The 18,532-nt window shown below is 56.8% G+C and carries 18 protein-coding genes; 17 read left to right on the top strand and 1 reads right to left on the bottom strand.

Features of this window, described 5'->3' with window-relative positions:
• The 9 genes from folC (at nucleotide 1) to EBB56_RS21435 (ending at nucleotide 10,040) form a co-directional block, all read left to right on the top strand.
• Complete coding sequence (folC, locus tag EBB56_RS21475) at nucleotides 1–1,374, top strand: bifunctional tetrahydrofolate synthase/dihydrofolate synthase (RefSeq protein ID WP_124805292.1); 1,374 nt, start codon at nucleotides 1–3, stop codon at nucleotides 1,372–1,374.
• Entirely contained in the window at nucleotides 1,371–2,048 is a 678-nt protein-coding gene (locus tag EBB56_RS21470; protein WP_124805291.1) for an SPOR domain-containing protein, read from the top strand. Before folC ends, EBB56_RS21470 begins: the two co-directional genes overlap by 4 nt.
• Complete coding sequence (locus EBB56_RS21465; protein ID WP_071211105.1) at nucleotides 2,048–2,650, top strand: CvpA family protein; 603 nt, start codon at nucleotides 2,048–2,050, stop codon at nucleotides 2,648–2,650. The genes EBB56_RS21470 and EBB56_RS21465 overlap by 1 nt, the downstream gene beginning before the upstream one ends.
• 69 nt (nucleotides 2,651–2,719) lie before the next feature.
• Nucleotides 2,720–4,237 carry an amidophosphoribosyltransferase gene (gene purF / locus EBB56_RS21460; RefSeq protein WP_045992459.1) on the top strand — a complete coding sequence of 506 codons (1,518 nt, stop codon included), beginning with the start codon at nucleotides 2,720–2,722 and terminating at the stop codon, nucleotides 4,235–4,237.
• Between the two features lie 108 nt (nucleotides 4,238–4,345).
• Nucleotides 4,346–5,536: an O-succinylhomoserine sulfhydrylase gene (locus EBB56_RS21455; RefSeq protein ID WP_260425408.1), complete on the top strand. Its 1,191-nt coding sequence runs from the start codon at nucleotides 4,346–4,348 to the stop codon at nucleotides 5,534–5,536.
• Between the two features lie 235 nt (nucleotides 5,537–5,771).
• Entirely contained in the window at nucleotides 5,772–6,356 is a 585-nt protein-coding gene (locus tag EBB56_RS21450) for a cytochrome b (RefSeq protein ID WP_108133034.1), read from the top strand.
• Nucleotides 6,357–6,498: 142 nt separating this feature from the next.
• Nucleotides 6,499–7,080, top strand: coding sequence for a YceI family protein (locus EBB56_RS21445; RefSeq protein ID WP_124805289.1), 582 nt, complete (start codon nucleotides 6,499–6,501; stop codon nucleotides 7,078–7,080).
• A gap of 183 nt (nucleotides 7,081–7,263) precedes the next feature.
• Nucleotides 7,264–8,562 (top strand): MATE family efflux transporter, encoded by a 1,299-nt coding sequence (locus EBB56_RS21440; protein WP_124805295.1) that lies wholly within the window; start codon nucleotides 7,264–7,266, stop codon nucleotides 8,560–8,562.
• Between the two features lie 218 nt (nucleotides 8,563–8,780).
• Nucleotides 8,781–10,040, top strand: a complete 1,260-nt coding sequence (locus EBB56_RS21435) for a D-amino acid dehydrogenase (RefSeq protein ID WP_045992464.1) — start codon at nucleotides 8,781–8,783, stop codon at nucleotides 10,038–10,040.
• Between the two features lie 510 nt (nucleotides 10,041–10,550).
• On the opposite strand, the gene EBB56_RS21430 is transcribed toward EBB56_RS21435, so the two are convergent.
• Nucleotides 10,551–11,510 (bottom strand): integron integrase, encoded by a 960-nt coding sequence (locus EBB56_RS21430; RefSeq protein WP_124805288.1) that lies wholly within the window; start codon nucleotides 11,508–11,510, stop codon nucleotides 10,551–10,553.
• Nucleotides 11,511–11,842: 332 nt separating this feature from the next.
• Between EBB56_RS21430 and EBB56_RS21425 the strand changes: the two genes are divergently transcribed.
• The 8 genes from EBB56_RS21425 (at nucleotide 11,843) to EBB56_RS21385 (ending at nucleotide 18,181) form a co-directional block, all read left to right on the top strand.
• Nucleotides 11,843–12,406 carry a hypothetical protein gene (locus tag EBB56_RS21425; RefSeq protein ID WP_124805287.1) on the top strand — a complete coding sequence of 188 codons (564 nt, stop codon included), beginning with the start codon at nucleotides 11,843–11,845 and terminating at the stop codon, nucleotides 12,404–12,406.
• Nucleotides 12,407–12,715: 309 nt separating this feature from the next.
• Nucleotides 12,716–13,549, top strand: coding sequence for a hypothetical protein (locus EBB56_RS21420; RefSeq protein ID WP_124805286.1), 834 nt, complete (start codon nucleotides 12,716–12,718; stop codon nucleotides 13,547–13,549).
• A gap of 74 nt (nucleotides 13,550–13,623) precedes the next feature.
• Nucleotides 13,624–14,445, top strand: a complete 822-nt coding sequence (locus tag EBB56_RS21415; protein WP_185696493.1) for a hypothetical protein — start codon at nucleotides 13,624–13,626, stop codon at nucleotides 14,443–14,445.
• Between the two features lie 112 nt (nucleotides 14,446–14,557).
• Complete coding sequence (locus EBB56_RS21410) at nucleotides 14,558–15,013, top strand: hypothetical protein (protein WP_124805284.1); 456 nt, start codon at nucleotides 14,558–14,560, stop codon at nucleotides 15,011–15,013.
• A 493-nt stretch (nucleotides 15,014–15,506) separates the two neighbouring features.
• Nucleotides 15,507–16,115, top strand: a complete 609-nt coding sequence (locus EBB56_RS21400; protein ID WP_124805282.1) for a hypothetical protein — start codon at nucleotides 15,507–15,509, stop codon at nucleotides 16,113–16,115.
• Nucleotides 16,116–16,186: 71 nt separating this feature from the next.
• Nucleotides 16,187–17,002 carry a hypothetical protein gene (locus EBB56_RS21395; protein WP_221621222.1) on the top strand — a complete coding sequence of 272 codons (816 nt, stop codon included), beginning with the start codon at nucleotides 16,187–16,189 and terminating at the stop codon, nucleotides 17,000–17,002.
• Between the two features lie 36 nt (nucleotides 17,003–17,038).
• Nucleotides 17,039–17,692 (top strand): hypothetical protein, encoded by a 654-nt coding sequence (locus EBB56_RS21390; RefSeq protein ID WP_124805281.1) that lies wholly within the window; start codon nucleotides 17,039–17,041, stop codon nucleotides 17,690–17,692.
• A gap of 96 nt (nucleotides 17,693–17,788) precedes the next feature.
• Nucleotides 17,789–18,181 carry a hypothetical protein gene (locus EBB56_RS21385; protein WP_124805280.1) on the top strand — a complete coding sequence of 131 codons (393 nt, stop codon included), beginning with the start codon at nucleotides 17,789–17,791 and terminating at the stop codon, nucleotides 18,179–18,181.
• The last annotated feature ends 351 nt before the right edge of the window (nucleotides 18,182–18,532 follow it).

The raw sequence follows: 18,532 nt of genomic DNA, 5'->3' as shown, positions 1-18,532 counted from the left end.
ATGGACAACGACGGTCTGCCCACCACGCTGGATAGCTGGCTCGCCCGACTCGAGGCCGCCCACCCCGTCGGCATCGATCTGGGCCTCGAGCGGGTCGCCTGTGTGGCACAGCGTCTCGGTCTGACCGAGCGGCCGATTGCACGCCGGGTGATCACCGTCGCCGGCACCAACGGCAAGGGGTCCACGGTGGCCATGCTCGAGGCGCTGGGACGGGCCCATGGGCTGTCCACGGCGGCCTACACCTCGCCCCATCTGGTGCGTTACAACGAGCGCCTTCGGCTGGACGCCAGCGAGGCCAGCGACGAGGTGCTGATCGAAGGCTTTGTTGCGGTGGAGCAGGCCAGGCTCGCGCCATCCCCGGTCAGCCTGACCTACTTCGAGGTCGGTACCCTGGCCGCGCTGTGGACCATCGCCAGGCGCCAGCCCGACCTGGCGGTGCTGGAGGTCGGCCTCGGTGGTCGCCTGGACGCGGTCAATGTGGTGGATCCGGATGTCGCCGTGGTGACCACCGTGGCTCAGGACCACGCCGCCTTCCTGGGCAACGACATAGCGATCATCGGCCGCGAGAAGGCCGGGATAATGCGTACCGGGCGCCCGGCGGTGCTGGGCAGTCGTGACCTGCCCTCGAGCGTTGCCGACCATGCCCGTTCGCTGGGTGCGCCGATCTTTGCGCTCGGCGAGGCCTTCGCCCATTCGGGCCGCCATGCAGGCCCTCAAGCAGCACCTTGTGCAGGACCTGATGGGGAACAGGGCGGCTGGTCGTGGCGCGGCAGCGACGCACAAGGCCAGGCGGTCGGCCTGGAACGACTAGGCGATCCCGGGCTGCCGCTGGACAACGCCGCTTCTGCGCTGCAGGCACTGTGGCTGGCCCTTGGTGAACTCGATCCAGACGCCTGTCGCCAGGCACTGGCCGAGGTGCATCTTCCCGGGCGGATGCAGTGGCGCGGTAACTGGTGCCTTGACGTGGGTCACAACCCTCACGCCGCCAACTACCTGGCCGGGCGACTGGTCGAACGGCGTGAAGTGCAAAGGGACGTCCAGGGGCGAACCCTGTGTCTGATCGGCATGCTCGAGGACAAGGACGCCGAGGGGGTCATCGCCGCGCTGTCGCCGATGGTGGACGCCTGGCTGCCGGTGACGCTCGAGGGCGATCGCGGACGTAGCGCAGCCGACCTGGCGGCACGCATCGAACATCAAGGTGGCACCATCCTTCACCACGCCGATAGCGTCGATGACGGCGCCGACTGGCTCGAATCGTGCGTCGAGCCGGCAGATCGTGTACTGGTGACGGGATCCTTCTTCACCGTGGCTGCCATACTGGCGAGATGGAGCCGCCAGTCCAGTGGCGGTGGCGTCATCGAGGGAGCGACATGAAATACGGAATGCGTGAGCGGATCAGCGGGATCATTATCGTGGTGGCGCTGGGCGTCATCTTCGTGCCGATGTTGTTTGATGAGCCCGAATCCCCCGAGCAGCGGCCGGACCCGGTGCTGACCATCGACCCGCCGGTGGATGTGGAGCGCCGCGACGTGCCTGAGCCCACCCCGCCGGAAGGGCTTGGGCAGATTCAGGCACCGGTTGCCGCTGGCGAGGGCAATGCTTCGCAGGCCGACCAGGGCCAGAGCGAACCCTCCGAGTCCAGCCAACCACAGCAGGTGGACTCCGAACCGGCGCAGCAGGTGGCCGAACAGGCGTCCTCCGAGCGCCAGGCCGAGTCCGAACCGGCACCCGAGGCCAGCCAGCCGCGGGAAGATCCTATCGCCGCCCTGGCGCGCCAGGCCGAGCAGCGCACGACGAGCGGCCCCACCGCGGTGGAAGGCGGTGAGTGGGCGGTGCAGGTGGGCAGCTTCGGCGAGGCCGGCAACGCCCAGCGCCTGATGCAGAAGCTGCGTGACCAGGGTTACCCCGCCTACTCGCGTGAGCGCAACAATTCGCTGACCACGGTCTACGTGGGTCCCTTCGGGGCGTCCGAGGACGCCGAGGGCGTGATGAGCGAGCTCAAGTCCCGGGAAAATCTGCAGGGGCTTCTGGTCAAGGTGGATAGCTGATGCTGGTGACATGGGTGGACTGGGTCTTCGTCGCCGTGCTGGCGCTGGCCGTGGCGGCGGGGTTCGTCCGTGGCCTGGTGCGTGAGGCGCTGGGCCTGGCCAGCTGGATCGTGGCACTTTTGGCGGCACGCATGTTCGCCGAGCCGGTGGCCGAGGTGCTGGGCAACTGGATCGACAGTCCCGATGGCCGGCTTATCGTGGCCTTTATCCTGATCATCGTGATCACGATCCTGCTCGGCGGCATCTTGATACGGATGATCCAGGCGGCGGTGGAGTGGGCCGGCGCCGGCTTTCTCAACCGCCTGACCGGCGCCTTGTTCGGTGGGGTGAAGGCGGCAGCGGTGTTGACCCTGGTCACGCTGCTGATCGGCTTTACCCCGCTGGACCAACTGACGGCCTGGCAGGATGCCAGCGTGCGCCCCCACTTCGAGCAGCTGCGTGACTGGGGCCTTGGCCAACTGAGTGATTTCGAGGGCAGCCTGCCGGACTTTCCCGAGTCCCTGCGCGAGCTGCCCCAGGCAGAACCATCGCCGCCGACCGGTGGCGAGGCAGAGGGATCTGCCATCGACGATGCGAAGCAAGGTGCCACAAGCACGCTCTGACTTCGCCAGTGACAGACGACTCTTGCGCTGGCCCCCGGGCGGCGTTTCACGGTAAATGAGGTAAGTTGAATGTGCGGTATCGTCGGCCTGATGGCCAAGCAGGCGGTTAACCAGGCAATCTACGACGCCCTGACGGTGCTACAGCACCGGGGTCAGGACGCGGCGGGCATGATGACCTGGAACGAGGGCCGTTTCCTGCTGCGCAAGAGCAACGGTCTGGTACGTGACGTCTTCCACACACGCCACATGGCGCGCCTGAAGGGCAACCTGGGCATCGGCCACGTGCGCTATCCCACCGCCGGCTCGTCCAGCGAGGCCGAGTCGCAGCCGTTCTACGTGAACTCCCCGTACGGTCTGGCGCTGGCGCACAACGGCAACCTGACCAATTCCGAGCAGCTCAAGAAGGAACTGTTCTCCTCGGATCTCCGTCACATCAACACAAGCTCGGACTCCGAGGTGCTGCTCAACGTCTTCGCCCATGAGCTGGGCAAGCAGGGGCCCCATCTGCTGCCGGGCGACATCTTCGACGCCGTGCGTCGGGTGCATCGTCGTTGCCGGGGCGGCTACGCCGCGGTGGCGGTGATCAACGGCGTGGGCCTGGTCGCCTTCCGTGACCCCCAGGGCATCCGTCCGGTGGTCTTCGGCACCCGCGATCAGGGCGAGGGCCAGGAAGTGATGATCGCCTCCGAGTCGGTGGCGCTGGACGTCGGTGGTTTCGAGCTGGTGCGTGACCTGGCGCCGGGCGAGGCCATCTTCGTCGACATGGATGGCAACTACCACACTCAGTCCTGCGCCGATCGTCCGCTGCTTGCCCCCTGCATCTTCGAGCACGTCTACCTGGCACGCCCCGATTCGCTGCTGGACGGTGCCTACGTCTACGGCACCCGCCTGCAGATGGGCCGCAAGCTCGCCGATCGCATCAAGAGCGAATGGCCGGATCACGACATCGATGTGGTCATCCCGATTCCCGACACCTCGCGTACCTCGGCACTCGAGATGGCCCAGCACCTGGGGGTCACCTATCGCGAAGGCTTCATGAAGAACCGCTACATCGGGCGGACCTTCATCATGCCCGGGCAGACCCAGCGCAAGAAGTCCGTGCGCCAGAAGCTCAACGCCATCGATATCGAGTTCAAGGGCAAGAACGTGCTTCTGGTGGACGACTCCATCGTGCGCGGCACCACCTGCAAGCAGATCATCCAGATGGCCCGCGACGCCGGCGCCAACAAGGTATACTTTGCCTCTGCCGCGCCGCCCGTGCGTTATCCCAACGTCTACGGCATCGACATGCCCGCCGCCAGCGAGCTGATCGCTCACGGCCGCAGCGAGGCCGAGGTGGGTGAGCTGATCGGCGCTGATCGTATCGTCTACCAGGACCTTGAGGACCTGAAGGCGGCCTGTCGTGAGGTCAATCCGGCGCTGGCCGAGTTCGACTGTTCGGTGTTCGATGGCAAGTACATCACCGGCGACATCGACGAGGCCTACCTGTCCGATCTCGAGGCTTCGCGCAACGATGGCGCCAAGCAGGATCAGAGCGCTGGCGATCACGCCCTGGTCGGCATGCACAATCAGGACGATATCGACTGATACCCAACAGCTAACCGCAGGGCGTCGTCGGTCGGCAGGGGGAGTGCCCGAAGGCGCTCTCTCTACCCGTCCGAGTCGACGGCACCCTGGCGAGTGATGGAGACGGATATGCTGGACCCGACGCAGGACGAATGGAACCTCGAGACCCTGGCCATCCGGGCGGGGCACGATCGCACCCAGGAGCAGGAACACTCCGAGCCGATCTTTCCGACCTCGAGCTTTGTCTACGGCAGCGCAGCCGAAGCGGCGCGCAAGTTTTCCGGTGATGAGCCGGGCAACGTCTACTCGCGCTTCACCAACCCCACGGTACGTACCTTCGAGCGTCGCCTGGCGGCGATGGAAGGGGGCGAGCGCTGTGTGGCCACCAGTTCCGGCATGGCCGCCATCCTGTCCACCGCGCTGGCACTGCTTCAGGCCGGTGACGAGATCGTCGCCTCGCGCTCGTTGTTCGGCTCCACCGTCAGCCTGTTCGACAAGTATCTCGGCAAGTTCGGTATCACCACACGCTATGTGGAGCTTTCCGATCTGGACGCCTGGGAAGCGGCGATGACCCCGGCGACCCGACTGCTGTTCGCCGAGACGCCTTCCAACCCGCTGTCCGAGGTCGTCGATATCGAAGCGCTGGCCGAACTGGCCCATCGCCACGATGCCTTGCTCGCCATCGACAACTGCTTCTTGACGCCGGCGCTGCAGCGGCCGCTGTCACTGGGCGCCGATCTGGTGATCCATTCGGCCACCAAGTACCTGGATGGCCAGGGGCGCGCCATCGGCGGGGCCGTGGTCGGGCGTGACAAGGAGCTCGAGGAAGTCTTCGGGGTGGTGCGGACCTGCGGCCCATGCCTCAGTCCCTTCAATGCCTGGATCTTCACCAAGGGACTGGAGACGCTGAACCTGCGGATGAAGGCTCACGCGGCCTCGGCGCTGGAACTGGCGCGCTGGCTTGACGCTCACCCGGCGGTAGAGATGGTTCACTACAGCGGACTCGAGAGTCATCCCCAGCACCAGGTGGCGAGCCGCCAGCAGCAGGGCTTCGGCGCCGTGGTCGGGGTCGAGGTCAAGGGCGGGCGCGAGCAGGCCTGGTCAGTGGTCGATGCCACCCGCATGCTGTCGATCACCGGCAACCTGGGAGACGCCAAGACCACCATTACCCACCCGGCGACCACCACCCACGGGCGTTTGTCGGACGAACAGAAGGCGACCGCCGGCATTTCCGAGAATCTGCTGCGCATCGCCGTGGGGCTCGAGAATCTCGACGATATCAAGGCTGACCTGGCCAGGGGGCTCGACGCCTTGGTCTAGAGCTTCACCCGAGGCTGCCATGCTGGAGCCTCCCCATAGTGATGTGTCGAAGCGCTGCTTTACCACGACCGCCGCATGAGTCCGCTCGTCGGCGGTCGTTGCGTTACGGGGGAAGGGCAGCAGCCAGGCGCACCATATCGCGGTTTTATCGTATCTATCGTTCGAAATTTTTCCACGGTTTGCCGTCTAAAGATGCGTTAAGCTCGATTTCATCGATTAATCAAAGGACGTTGGCATGTGGCGAAATTCACGCCAGGGGTGGGGCCTGTTCGCCATCCTGCTGCACTGGACAAGTGCGCTGGCGATTCTCGGTCTGTTTGCCCTGGGCTGGTGGATGACCGGTCTCGACTACTACAGCAACTGGTACAACCTGGCCCCCTGGTGGCATCGTGGCGTCGGCATGTTGCTGCTGTTCATTGTGGCTGGCCGTATCCTGTGGCGGCTGGTGCAGCCATCCCCCGAGGCCCACGGTTCAGCGCTTGAGCGTCGCGGAGCGGCGCTCGGTCATCTGGCGCTCTATCTGCTGATGACCACGGTGCTGATCAGCGGGTATCTCATCTCCACCGCCGACGGCAAGGGCATCGCCGTGCTCGACCTGTTTACCGTGCCCGCGCTGATCAGTGACCTGCCGGAGCAGGCCTCCCGCGCCGGCGTGGTGCACTGGTACAGTGCGCTGGCGCTGATCATCCTGTCGGCGGGCCACGCCCTGGCGGCATTCAAGCATCACTACCTGGACCGTCAGGACACCCTGGTTCGCATGGTCGACCCGCGCCTGGCGCGTCGGGCCAAGCCTGACAAGACCACCGGGGAGCAGGCCTGAAGACGCCAACGTGACCTTGCGACCGCCGGCAAGTGTTGTCCGGACGTCAAGAATCCACCGGCCCGGGGCCGATACATGACCCAAGGTCGGTATAGAGAAAGAGTGCTGACGCAATCACCGCGTAACCATCAAGGAGAGTAACATGTTCAAGAAGACCGCCATCGCCGCCCTGACCGCCGCTTCGCTGCTGCCGCTGGCCCAGGCCCAGGCCGCCGACTACGCCATAGATTCTGAAGGCCAGCACGCCTTTATCCAGTTCAAGATCAGCCACCTCGGCTATTCCTATATTCTGGGTAGCTTCGAGTCGTTCGACGGTACCTTCAGCTACGACCCGGAAAACATCGAGGCGGCGTCCGCCGAGGTCGAGGTTGATGTCACCAGTCTGAATACCAACCACGCCGAGCGCGACAAGCACATCCTGAGCGGTGACTTCCTCGACGCCGGTGAGTACCCGACCGCCACCTTTACCTCCACCGGCTTTGAATCTACCGGCGATGGTGAAGGTGTGCTGAGCGGTGACCTGACCCTGCACGGTGTGACCAACAGCATCGAGATGCCGGTGACCCTGCTGGGCGAGGGTGACGACCCCTGGGGCGGCTATCGCGCAGGCTTCGAAGGTTCCACCGAGCTGGCGCTGTCCGACTACGACATCGACATGAGCAAGTTCCCCGAGCCGATGCACAACCTTGAGCTGTACGTGACCTTCGAAGGCATTCGTCAGTAACACGCCCTGTTCAACATGACGAAAGCCCCGGGACAGGTGCCCGGGGCTTTTGCCGTTGAAGGAGGCTGAGCGAGGGTTCGTTATGGCTTACCATAAGCGGCCTATCTACCATCCGGAGACACCGTGCACCTAAGTTCCGACTCTACCTCCCTGGGGCGCACCCTGTGGCAAAAGACCTGGCCGATGGCGATCGGAGTGTTGTCGCTGCTCGGCTTTCAGCTGGTCGATTCTGCCTTCGTCGCGCGCCTGGGCACCGCTCCCCTGGCGGCCCAGTCCTACACCTTTCCGCTGTCGTTTCTGATCATCGGCGTACAGGTGGGCATGGGGATCGCCATTGCCGCCTTGATTTCCCGGGCGCTGGGCGGAGGCGAAGACGACCGCGCCCGGCGTCTGGGCAGTCTGTCGCTGATGATGGGGACAGTCGCCATCGGCCTGCTGGCGCTGGTGTTATGGGCCCTGCAGAGTCCCATCTTCGGGGCCCTTGGGGCCGACGCTCACGCGCGGGAGTTGATTCGCGCCTACTGGGCACCCCAGCTGGTCGCCGCCTGGCTGGGGGCGGTGGTGTACTTCGGCTACAGCCTGTTTCGTGCCCACGGCAACACCAGCTTTCCCGGCAGCATGATGGTGCTGACCAGCCTGGTGAACCTGTGTCTCGATCCGATTCTGATCTTTGGTATCGGCAACTGGGATGGGCTGGGCCTGCCCGGGGCCGCCTGGGCCACGGTGATCGCCTTTGGCAGTGGCCTTGCCTTGCTCGGCTGGCAGTTGAAGGGACGCCACTGGCTCGCGTTCGAAGGCCTCCGGGAGGAATGGCGGCTATCGGGGCGCTCCTTTGCGGGGGTCGCCTGTCCCGCCATGGTCAGCCAGTTGATGCCGCCGCTGGCGGCGATGCTGGCGATTTCCACGGTGTCACGCCTGGGCGAATCCGCCGTTGCGGCCTGGGGACTGGCCAGCCGTCTTGAGACGGTGTCGCTGATGGTGGTGCTGGCGCTGACCATGTCGCTGCCACCCTGGCTCGGCCGCTGCTACGGCGCCGGCGACTGGGCCCAGGTGCACCGCCTGATGCGCCTTGCCCTCAAGGTGGTGGTGGTGTGGCAGTTGATGCTGGGTGTGTCGCTGGCACTGGCTTCGCCTTGGGTCGCCCGTGCCCTGGCCGGCACGCCGGAGGTCAGCGAATCGCTGATGGTGCTGATGCGCTTCATGTTGCCGAGCTATGCCGCGCTCGGGGTGTGCATGCTGGTGGTGTCGGCCGGCAATGCCCTCGGCTGGCCGATGCGCGCCATGCTGCTGTCTGCCGCGCGGTTGTTCGTGTTCTACCTGCCGTGCCTGTGGCTCGGTGTAACGCTGATGGGAGGTGTTACCGGCCTTGGGCTTGGAGCGGGGGTGGGCAACCTGCTGGCAGGGCTTGGCGCCTACCTGTTGCTGCGGCGAACATTGTCGCGCCCCAAGCGTAGCGGCACGGGTGAAATCCAGGGCAGTTGAATCAACTGTTTTCATATGGATGAAAGAAAGTAAAATCTGCTGCTGGTGATAACTTCGATATCACCGTTCGCGAAAGGTGGCTAAAAAAGAATAAAACACTTCGTACTCGACCCTATACTCCTCTCATTGCAGGCCGTGGCCATTGGCCACGGCCTATCTCATGCTCAACGCCCGGGATCGGGACGGGCCATCGACAACGAGAACAGAGGAGTGGCGACATGAAGGTACTGGTACTGGGAGCGGGTGTCGTAGGGGTTACCACCGCCTATTATCTGGCCCGTCAGGGACACGAGGTAAAGGTGGTCGATCGTCAGCCCTCCGTGGCGATGGAGACCAGCTACGGCAACGCTGGCCAGGTATCCTTCGGCTTCTCTTCCCCCTGGGCTGCCCCGGGCATCCCCCAGAAGGCGGTCAAGTGGATGTTCCAGGAACACGCGCCACTCAAGATCCAGCCCAAGATGGACTCGAACATGGGTCGCTTCATGATGCAGATGCTCAGCAACTGCAATCCCGACAGCTACGCCCTCAACAAGGAGCGCATGGTCCGCGTCGCTGAGCACAGCCGCGCCTGCATCAATGCGCTGCGTGACGAGACCGGGCTTCGCTACGAAGATCGTCAGCGTGGCCTGCTGCAGCTTTTCCGTACCGAAAAGCAGGTCGAAGCGGTGGGCAAGGACATGAAGGTCCTCGAGCAGTGCGGCGTGCGTCATGAACTGCTGGACGCCAGCCGCATCGCCCAGGTGGAGCCGGCGCTTGCCCGTGTGCCCGGCAAGTTTGTCGGTGGCCTGCATCTGCCCGACGACCAGACCGGTGACTGCCACCTGTTCACCAATCGCCTGGCCGACTACTGCCGCGAGAAGCTCGGTGTCGAGTTCATGTTCAACACCACCATCGAGCGGCTGACGCGGGTCTCCGGCAAGGTAGAGGCGGTGCACACCAGTGCCGGCACCCTGACGGCCGACGCCTACGTGATGGCGCTGGGCAGCTACTCGCCGTTCCTCGCCCGTGACCTGGACATCCGCCTGCCGATCTACCCGGTCAAGGGCTACAGCCTGACCCTGCCGGTGGTCGATGACGGCGGCGCGCCCCAGTCCACCGTCATGGACGAAACCTTCAAGGTGGCGATTTCACGCTTCGACGACCGAATCCGTGTCGGCGGCACCGCGGAGCTGGCATCCTACGACCTCAGCCTGGCCGAGAAGCGTCGTGCCACCATTTCCATGGTCGTGCGCGATGTATTCCCGGAAGGCGGCGATCTGGCCAAGGCCGAATTCTGGACCGGCCTGCGCCCGATGACCCCGGACTCCACACCGATCATCGGCGCCACCAAGTACGACAACCTGTGGCTCAACACCGGCCACGGCACCCTGGGCTGGACCATGAGCTGTGGCAGTGCTCAGCTGTTGTCCGACCTGATCGACGGTCGTACGCCAGCCATCAACCCCGATGGTCTGGCCGTATCCCGCTACGCCGCCTGAAGCCTGAGGCAGTAGAGGCAAGACAAGGCGCAACGTCAAGGCACAGCGCCAAGGCATAACGCCAAGACACGCGCCTACCGATAGATAGCCAGAGCAGGGTGGTGCAGTAGTGCTGCCACCCACGCAGCCGCTAAACGACACCCCGACGGGCCTTGCCCGCCGGGGTGTCGTCGTTTGTGGTATTCGACCACGGCGCGTCGTCTAATCGTGGCCAAACCAGGAAAAGGGTGGGGCGCACTCAGCGACGTCGAGGCAAAGCTCGAATCCCCGGATATGTCGGTATATGCTGAAAGGCAACAACTAAATTTAGCCACAATGACAGACAGTCCAGATCCATCAGGGCGTGGAAGCCTGGACGCCTTATTCAAGCCTGGTGGGGTAGTGCTGATTTCAGGGAAGGAAGTGGCAGCAATCGCCATGGAAGGGGCGTGTCTATGTGACATTCTCCCGCGGTAGCCTGCCTGTAGGGTAATCGGCAACCGGAATATCCACGCCGGGCCGGTGTCGTTGCTATAGCAGATCCAATGGGCTGGATGTGCCAGCAAACCGTTTGCCGATGACGTGGGTATAGATCTGCGTGGTTCGAACATCGGTGTGGCCCAGCAACTCCTGTACCGTGCGAATGTCCTGACCGGCCTCAAGCAGGTGGGTGGCAAAGGAATGGCGGAAGGTATGACAGCCGACCCGTTTATCCACGATACCTGCTTGTTTCACCGCCACCTTCAGCGCCTTGCGAGGGACTGAGTCGTGCAGGTGATGCCGACACAGAACTCCCGAAACAGGATGGGCACATAGGCCAGTGGAAGGAAACACGAACATCCAGGCCGGTTGGCGGTAGGCACCTGGGTATTTTTTACCCAGCGCAAAGGGCAGCGAAGGGCCTACCCCCCGTGCGACGTCCTCGCGTTGCAGGGACAAGGCAGTATCCATCTGCCGAGTCAGTTCAGACATCAGGGTTGTACTCAGCAAGGTCTTGCGATCCTTGCCTCCCTTGCCGCTGACGATGGTCAAGGCCCTTGTATCGAAATCGATGTCTTTGACACGAAGCCGAAGACATTCCGCGATACGTAGCCCACTGCCATAAAGTAAAGAGAAGATCAGCCAGTTTCGTCCCGACATGCACGACAGGATTGCCGCGACCTCGGCACGGGTCAGTACGGTGGGAAGCCTACGATGCTGGCGAGCATGCTTGAAGTCGAGCGGTCCCAACTCGACACCAAGAAACTTGTGGTACAGAAAGGCGAGAGCATTCAACGCAATCTTTTGCGTATTGACCGAGACACCGTTGTCGTTGGCGAGCGATGTCAGGAAGACGCGCACCTCGGGTGCACCCATCTCAGCAGGATGTCGGCGTTGGTGAAACAAGATGAATCGCTTGATCCAGTGCAGGTAGGTTTTTTCTGTTCGAATACTGTAGCCACGCAAGCGTAGATCTCGGCGGATGGACTCCAGGAACGGGCTCTTGCTCATGTGCAACCTCCAAAATACGGTAACTATACATTCATACAGTATATCGAGAAGCGTCCAGCTGACGCGCCTGGAAAGCAACAGAAGAACGCATGTTGTCTCCGCACAAATTCTAGAAAAAAGGCAGAACATCAGAGAGATGTGAGCAGAGTCCGGTGGAATGTCGCGCACACTTTCGCAGGAATTCGAGCATGCGCGTGTTGGCGACTAAGGGCGAAGAAGGCATAGGATGAATTTCTTGGTAGTATCAAGAAGATGTGAAGCACCTTGTGCAGATCCGCGCGGCGTCAATTTAAGCACGCATACGATTAAAAATGTTAAGCATCAGGATGACTATGAGAAATTTCTTGATCAACATGGCTGAGGTTCATCACCAGCTTGGCATGATTAGCCACGATGAATTTTGGGAGCGTGTCGAGGTGGCTCTATGGCTATCGGATGACGCCGAGGTGAGTTCCGACCCCAGGGGAAGCCTAGGAGAGTGGGCTGATCCAGAAGAAGAGAGCCATGAGGACGTCGGTGAGAGTGATTCGATGATCTCAAAGATCAGTGACGGGAACGGAGGCTCTAGTAAAAACGACGAAAATTGGATGGAATTTCTCTGCCTCGGAGTCTGGGTTTTTACAAAATCGGACCCTGATTCCTATCCCTCAGTACCTCACGGCCATCACAAGAGCCAGAATAGAAAATGGCCGAAGCTAAACCCTTATACGGGTCGCGTATTCATTGCAAAGCATCAAGAAGACACAAGCAGCAGGCTTTCCAAAAAACAGATGAAACTTGTATGGCAAGATGAGAAGTTCAAGAGCTTCTGTAGAGAAATGGTGGTTTGGTATCAGGAGCAATTCCCGTACTTTGAGTTTTCAGTACGTAGGCCATTGCGTATGCCTCGGTGGTGAAAATGCTTAACAAGCGCAGGCACTGGGACAAAATTTCCGCTGCGCTCCAATTTTCCCGTGCTGCGGGCGTTAGGTGTGTAGTTTCAGGTCCCGAGAATAAATCCAATCAGAAGCAGGGGAAGATATGAAATTTCTTGTTATCGCAATCGTTCTTACTTTGATTTGCGGCACCGCTCTAGCCCACGGGGGCGGGTGCCGGAAAAGTTCTCCACCCGGGCAGTGTTGCCATATGGATAATAGTGTCGGAACGGTTCATTGCCATTAACTGTTAATAGCAGAACACTCACACCTAACAAGGCCAGGCAGGCGATGCAAAAAACCGCACGCCTGCTGGCGGGCGTTATATTCAAGGTGCCAGATTCAATGCCGCATGACCTCTTAGACCTAACAGGCCTCCTCGAACACACCATTCGGACCTCTATAAAGAATGTGGGGCTTTGGGATTGGGATGAAGATCACATCACCAGAAGCCTCCTCACGAGGCTGCGGAGTGAGCTCGGTCGAATTGAACTCCTAGGTGACGATGTCCGAAGCAATATTCACTGGCAGGCGTACAAGCTAAGTGGCACCTATGAAAACCGTTTCGGCGATGTCGCGATACTTGTAAATATTCACTACAAGGATGGGGAGCATTTGGAGGGCGCTGCGTTCCTCGAAGCAAAACGAAGACAAAGAAGGAAAACCACATTCGACGCCATGCGCGCTCAACAACTCAACAAACTACTGAAGCACGCACCGAGAGCTCACTATCTCTTATATGACTACGAGGACATAACAGGATTTCAATCCTCCCCAGTGTTCTTCGATGAGGTTCGCCATTTCTACCGAAGAAACTGGCCCGCAGGTTCCGTGGCGCCGAGGACAAGTGCAGTATGTGTCCCACTCAACGTAGCGAAAGCGACGGGATACAAGGATACGCTGCTATATCGGTATGCTACCCCCTTATCTGTAATGCTTTCGTGCAGGTTCTTCCAAGGGCTAGACCTAGAGTTCGGAAGTGAAGCTCTTCAGGTTGCAGCTGGCTTCCTCGAAAAATTCGGTTTGCCGTCCTACATCTTGGAAGTAGAGATTTCGGAGGCTGGCGCCGAGCCAACGAAAAAGACCGACTACGTCAATCGACAGCGCTATGAACCGATGGATTGAATATAACAAATCGTTGCAGCGGACATTTGACCCGCCACCCATTTTTGCTGCCGCAAAAACGGGCGTCGCCTCAAATGCCGCTGATCTCAGGCGTTATATTCAAGGTGCCAGATTCAATGCCGCATGACCTCTTAGACCTAACAGGCCTCCTCGAACACACCATTCGGACCTCTATAAAGAATGTGGGGCTTTGGGATTGGGATGAAGATCACATCACCAGAAGCCTCCTCACGAGGCTGCGGAGTGAGCTCGGTCGAATTGAACTCCTAGGTGACGATGTCCGAAGCAATATTCACTGGCAGGCGTACAAGCTAAGTGGCACCTATGAAAACCGTTTCGGCGATGTCGCGATACTTGTAAATATTCACTACAAGGATGGGGAGCATTTGGAGGGCGCTGCGTTCCTCGAAGCAAAACGAAGACAAAGAAGGAAAACCACATTCGACGCCATGCGCGCTCAACAACTCAACAAACTACTGAAGCACGCACCGAGAGCTCACTATCTCTTATATGACTACGAGGACATAACAGGATTTCAATCCTCCCCAGTGTTCTTCGATGAGGTTCGCCATTTCTACCGAAGAAACTGGCCCGCAGGTTCCGTGGCGCCGAGGACAAGTGCAGTATGTGTCCCACTCAACGTAGCGAAAGCGACGGGATACAAGGATACGCTGCTATATCGGTATGCTACCCCCTTATCTGTAATGCTTTCGTGCAGGTTCTTCCAAGGGCTAGACCTAGAGTTCGGAAGTGAAGCTCTTCAGGTTGCAGCTGGCTTCCTCGAAAAATTCGGTTTGCCGTCCTACATCTTGGAAGTAGAGATTTCGGAGGCTGGCGCCGAGCCAACGAAAAAGACCGACTACGTCAATCGACAGCGCTATGAACCGATGGATTGAATATAACAAATCGTTGCAGCGGACATTTGACCCGCCACCCATTTTTGCTGCCGCAAAAACGGGCGTCGCCTCAAATGCCGCTGATCTCAGGCGTTAGAGTTTCAGGAGAGGCATGAGCATTCCCACTGATTTAGAGATTCTAAATACAGTTTATCGTTTATATTATTCAAGCTATGTTTCTTTCGAAGGTAGTGACGAGACTCGTGGTTCGAAAATCTATGTGCCGGTGGATTGTAGGAAGATTGCTAACGAACTGAGAGTAGATGCCGATATCGTTTTTGGTCGGTTGTACTACCATTTAGATAAGAAGTACGGTTATAAGCGAGAAGATGGGAGCAGTGTTCATCTTTTCGCTATTAAGGTCGGGAAAGATGCGAACTGTGTTAACTTCCCACTTATGAGTTCAGTATTGGCCGGTCTTCGCCAGGAGCGAGGTAGATTTTGGATCGGGACTGTCATTGCCATACTTGCTTTGATCGTTTCATCCGTATCTTTAACCGTTTCAATCACACAGATGGAAAACTCTAACAAGTCAATGCAGACGACCGCTGAAGCGGCGTCTGTTTGAGGCGTTAGGTGAAGCTATGAGTTCGGTCGTATCCCTATGAACAAGATTGATCGAGAGATAATTGTAATTCTCAAGGACGTCTTTCAGTTAAAGAGAGTTCGTCCAATGGAATCTGATCACAATATAAGATTGTGGATGATACGGGCCTTCTTTCTCGTGTCAGTCGTTGGGCTAATTGGACGAGTTTTCATGAAGTTTAGTGGCCGTGACATACCTGATGAATATTCAGCATTAGTGAACACTCCGCTAGCTTTCTTCTTTTCTATGTTATTTCTGCATATTAACAACGAAGTGGAAGAAACGAGTTCAATTTTATTTGTTCTTACTTGGTTGGCACTCATGCTAAGTTTGTATGTCTAGGGCAGAATCACCTAACAAATTGCTCCATTTGACGCAGCGGTCTACGTTCCTTTTTATGCACTCGCTGCGCTCATTGTTGCACAAAAATACACTACAACCGCTGCGCAAATGAGCAAGGCGTTAGGTATACAAAATGGCAGAGATATTTGAAGACATAAAGCAATTTGAAGAACGACTTGAATTGCCAAACGACTTTTATCTTCAACTACTGAAAGAAGATGATTGGTCGTTCGTAATTAAATTAAGTGCATTAGTGGAAGCAGGTTGTACGCATATATTGGCACATAAGTTACGCAATCCTGAACTTGAAGACAGCTTTGCATATTTAGAGCAGTGCAATTCTAAGGTTGGGCGGGTGGTTTTATTACGTAAATTGGGTGCCATTAACAATGAACAAGCAAAAATACTAAATTCTTTAGCCGCCCTAAGAAATAACTTAGCGCACAAAGTTAGCAATGTGAACTTTACTTTTTCAGAATTCACTGACTCTTTAGATAAGAACCAGCGTAAGAACTATGTTCGTGACTTCGGTCATGGGTTAAAAGACGAAATTGATTTTGGTGATGTTAAAGTAGAGAAGCATACTTTTGTTCTTGAAAATCCCAAAATATCAATGTGGCTTACGTTGTCCGAAGTATTAGCATGTTTATACTTAGAAATCGAAGTTACTGAATTTAGAATAAAGGCTGAAATTTTAGAGCAGTATGTAAACCTAACAAGAACATCCAGTGGACAAAAATAAGCTTTGCTCCACTACGTTCCGCAAAACTTATTTTTGCCACTGATGTTGGCGTTATGTGATTAAGGATTCTAATGAGAGCTTTTAGCGATCTTGAAAAGCAATTAGTACGTAAGATGGTGGAGCTTGAGGATGCTCCCGGCCACCTTAATAGTTTGGGGAACGTAATTGGCTCTTTTTATGGTGCAACCAAACTTCCAGAACACTGCTATATCGAGCTTATAAGCAAAAGCGACGTATCCATTCAAGTAAAGAAACAAGCGCTTGACGAGTATGGAGTCGAATGGATAAATAGCATCGACGAAGATATCTCCAAGAAACTTATTACGATTGTCGCTCTTTTCCAATATCTTGAGAATGAAAAGCTTGCTTATTTCGTAGGTGAGCTTGGCTTGGAAAGCCTCGGCGAAGTGTGGGCTGATACTGAATATACGAGATGTGGGTTCCTGGATGACGACCTTAAGCCTTTGATTTTCAGATATTCTCGGAAAAAGATATTTGTTTCAGAAACCCTGCGGCTTCTGGAAGCCAATGGCTTTAAAACAGACGAAGAGCTGAGGCATGAAGCAGAAATAGGTTCAATGGGTAAGCAACTAAAATATACTCGTTTAGCTCTTGGAATTACGATAATTGGTCTTATTGTATCTGCGGTGCTACCAATGTTTCTAACCTCTTCTGTGGATATCAAAAATATTGAGGCTGCAAGTGGTCAGCAATCATTGGAGGCGATAGAAAATCAATTGCACCTGTTGAATGAACACAATGAAGCCATGATTGAGCGTCTTGAATCTGCCATTCTGTCGTTACAAGATTCAGTTGATAGTGCTGCGAGTGCCTTGTCGGAATCACATAACAAGAAAATGCAGCCGACCGCCGATGGCGGCGGCTGATTTTGGCGTTATGCATCTCAGGATAAGGACTAATCATTGAAAGTATTTGCTGAGTATTTTGTAGAAGGCGGAGTTATATATAGGCGAAATACACTGCTTCAATTCGGTGATTGCTGGGACTTGATTGGGAGTGCTGTCTTAGCCAATCCTGGCAGCGCAGAGCCTACTTCACTTGTTTCAGAGGATTTATTGGCATCCATCTCAAAGTTTCACCAAAGATATAAGAGCGGCGAAGGGGTTCAATCCGATCACTGGCATGAGTTTTCTCCTGATTCAACAATGAGATTTGTCGAGAAAATATTTAACGGCTGGTATTTGGATAAAAATATTGACCTGAGTGGTGTAGTCCAGTTATTTAACACCTTCAATGTTAAAAATCAAAATCTTCCAGAAGCAGTTGCCGGAATTGGCGAAGATTCAGAGTTACTGTTTTCACGTAGCGTATACAGATATTTTAACGATAAACCGACGTATTTCGGTTTTAGCAACGAAGTTCTTGGTAATGAGATGCTTAGAAAAGTGGCTGTGAGTATTTTCAATAATTCATCTGATGCCGTTCTTGATATATACGATAGGGATTTCTCAAAGAACTCTTTTTATCACCCAATGTATGTCAATCGAGCATATGCTCAGTCACATTTCCAAAAATACAAGAATAGTATTCTTGCTGGGATTGTTAAAAATGCATAACAAGCGGATGTTGCGGGACTGGTTTTTCGCTGCGCTACAAGCCAACCGAAAATGCTGGTGTTATGCATCCGACTTTTACTACAAGGAAGAACAAGTATGAATCTGAAATACGCAATAATTCTAATTTGTCTAGTTTCTTCACTCGGAGGCTGTGGAGCGGTTTCGTCATCATCCGTACCTCAAGTTGCATCTTCGGAGCAAACCGTTGGTCCAATATTCATTACCCAAGCGGGCTTGCCTTCTGATATTGAATATGAGGTTGTTGGCGTTGTTAAAGCTAATGCCCGTCAAGGTTATGATAAGGCTGAGAGCCTGTATCCTCTGCTCGCTCAAGAAGCAAGGAAGGTTGGCGCGAATGCGATTATTGAGGCATATGGTGGCAGAACAGTTTCGGCATTTTCATGGGCGGCACCATTCGTTGGGGGAACCGCAGTAAAAGTAGTAGATCCCCAATCGTTGGAATCTTTTGATGGCCAGTTCATAAGGTAGAAAGATGCATGACAAGCACAAGAAAATGGAACCGCCGTACCGGCGGCCCTTGTTTTGAGCGTTAACGGTCACTATGGCTCATACATTCACCATCGCCCCTGAAGCATTGAAGCACTGTTTTAGCGTGTACGTCGTAGTGGCCGAAAGCGATGATGGGACGAAGCTCTACGTCGGAAAGACCGGTGACAATCGGGAAGGCTGCAATCCGATCATTTCACGTTGCGGCAACCAGGCGGTCTCAATGAGCAAGTGCAACACCTGATCGATCAGGTACGCTATCGCTATGACTCATTGCTACCACCACCTTACTACTGAAGAACGTGCCACCATCATGCTGATGCGTGAAGGTCA

It is taken from the genome of Halomonas sp. YLB-10, from assembly GCF_003856855.1.
GTDB lineage: Bacteria > Pseudomonadota > Gammaproteobacteria > Pseudomonadales > Halomonadaceae > Halomonas > Halomonas litopenaei.
Note: the sequence above shows the minus strand (reverse complement) of the source record. Positions and strands in the feature narration are given on the sequence as shown.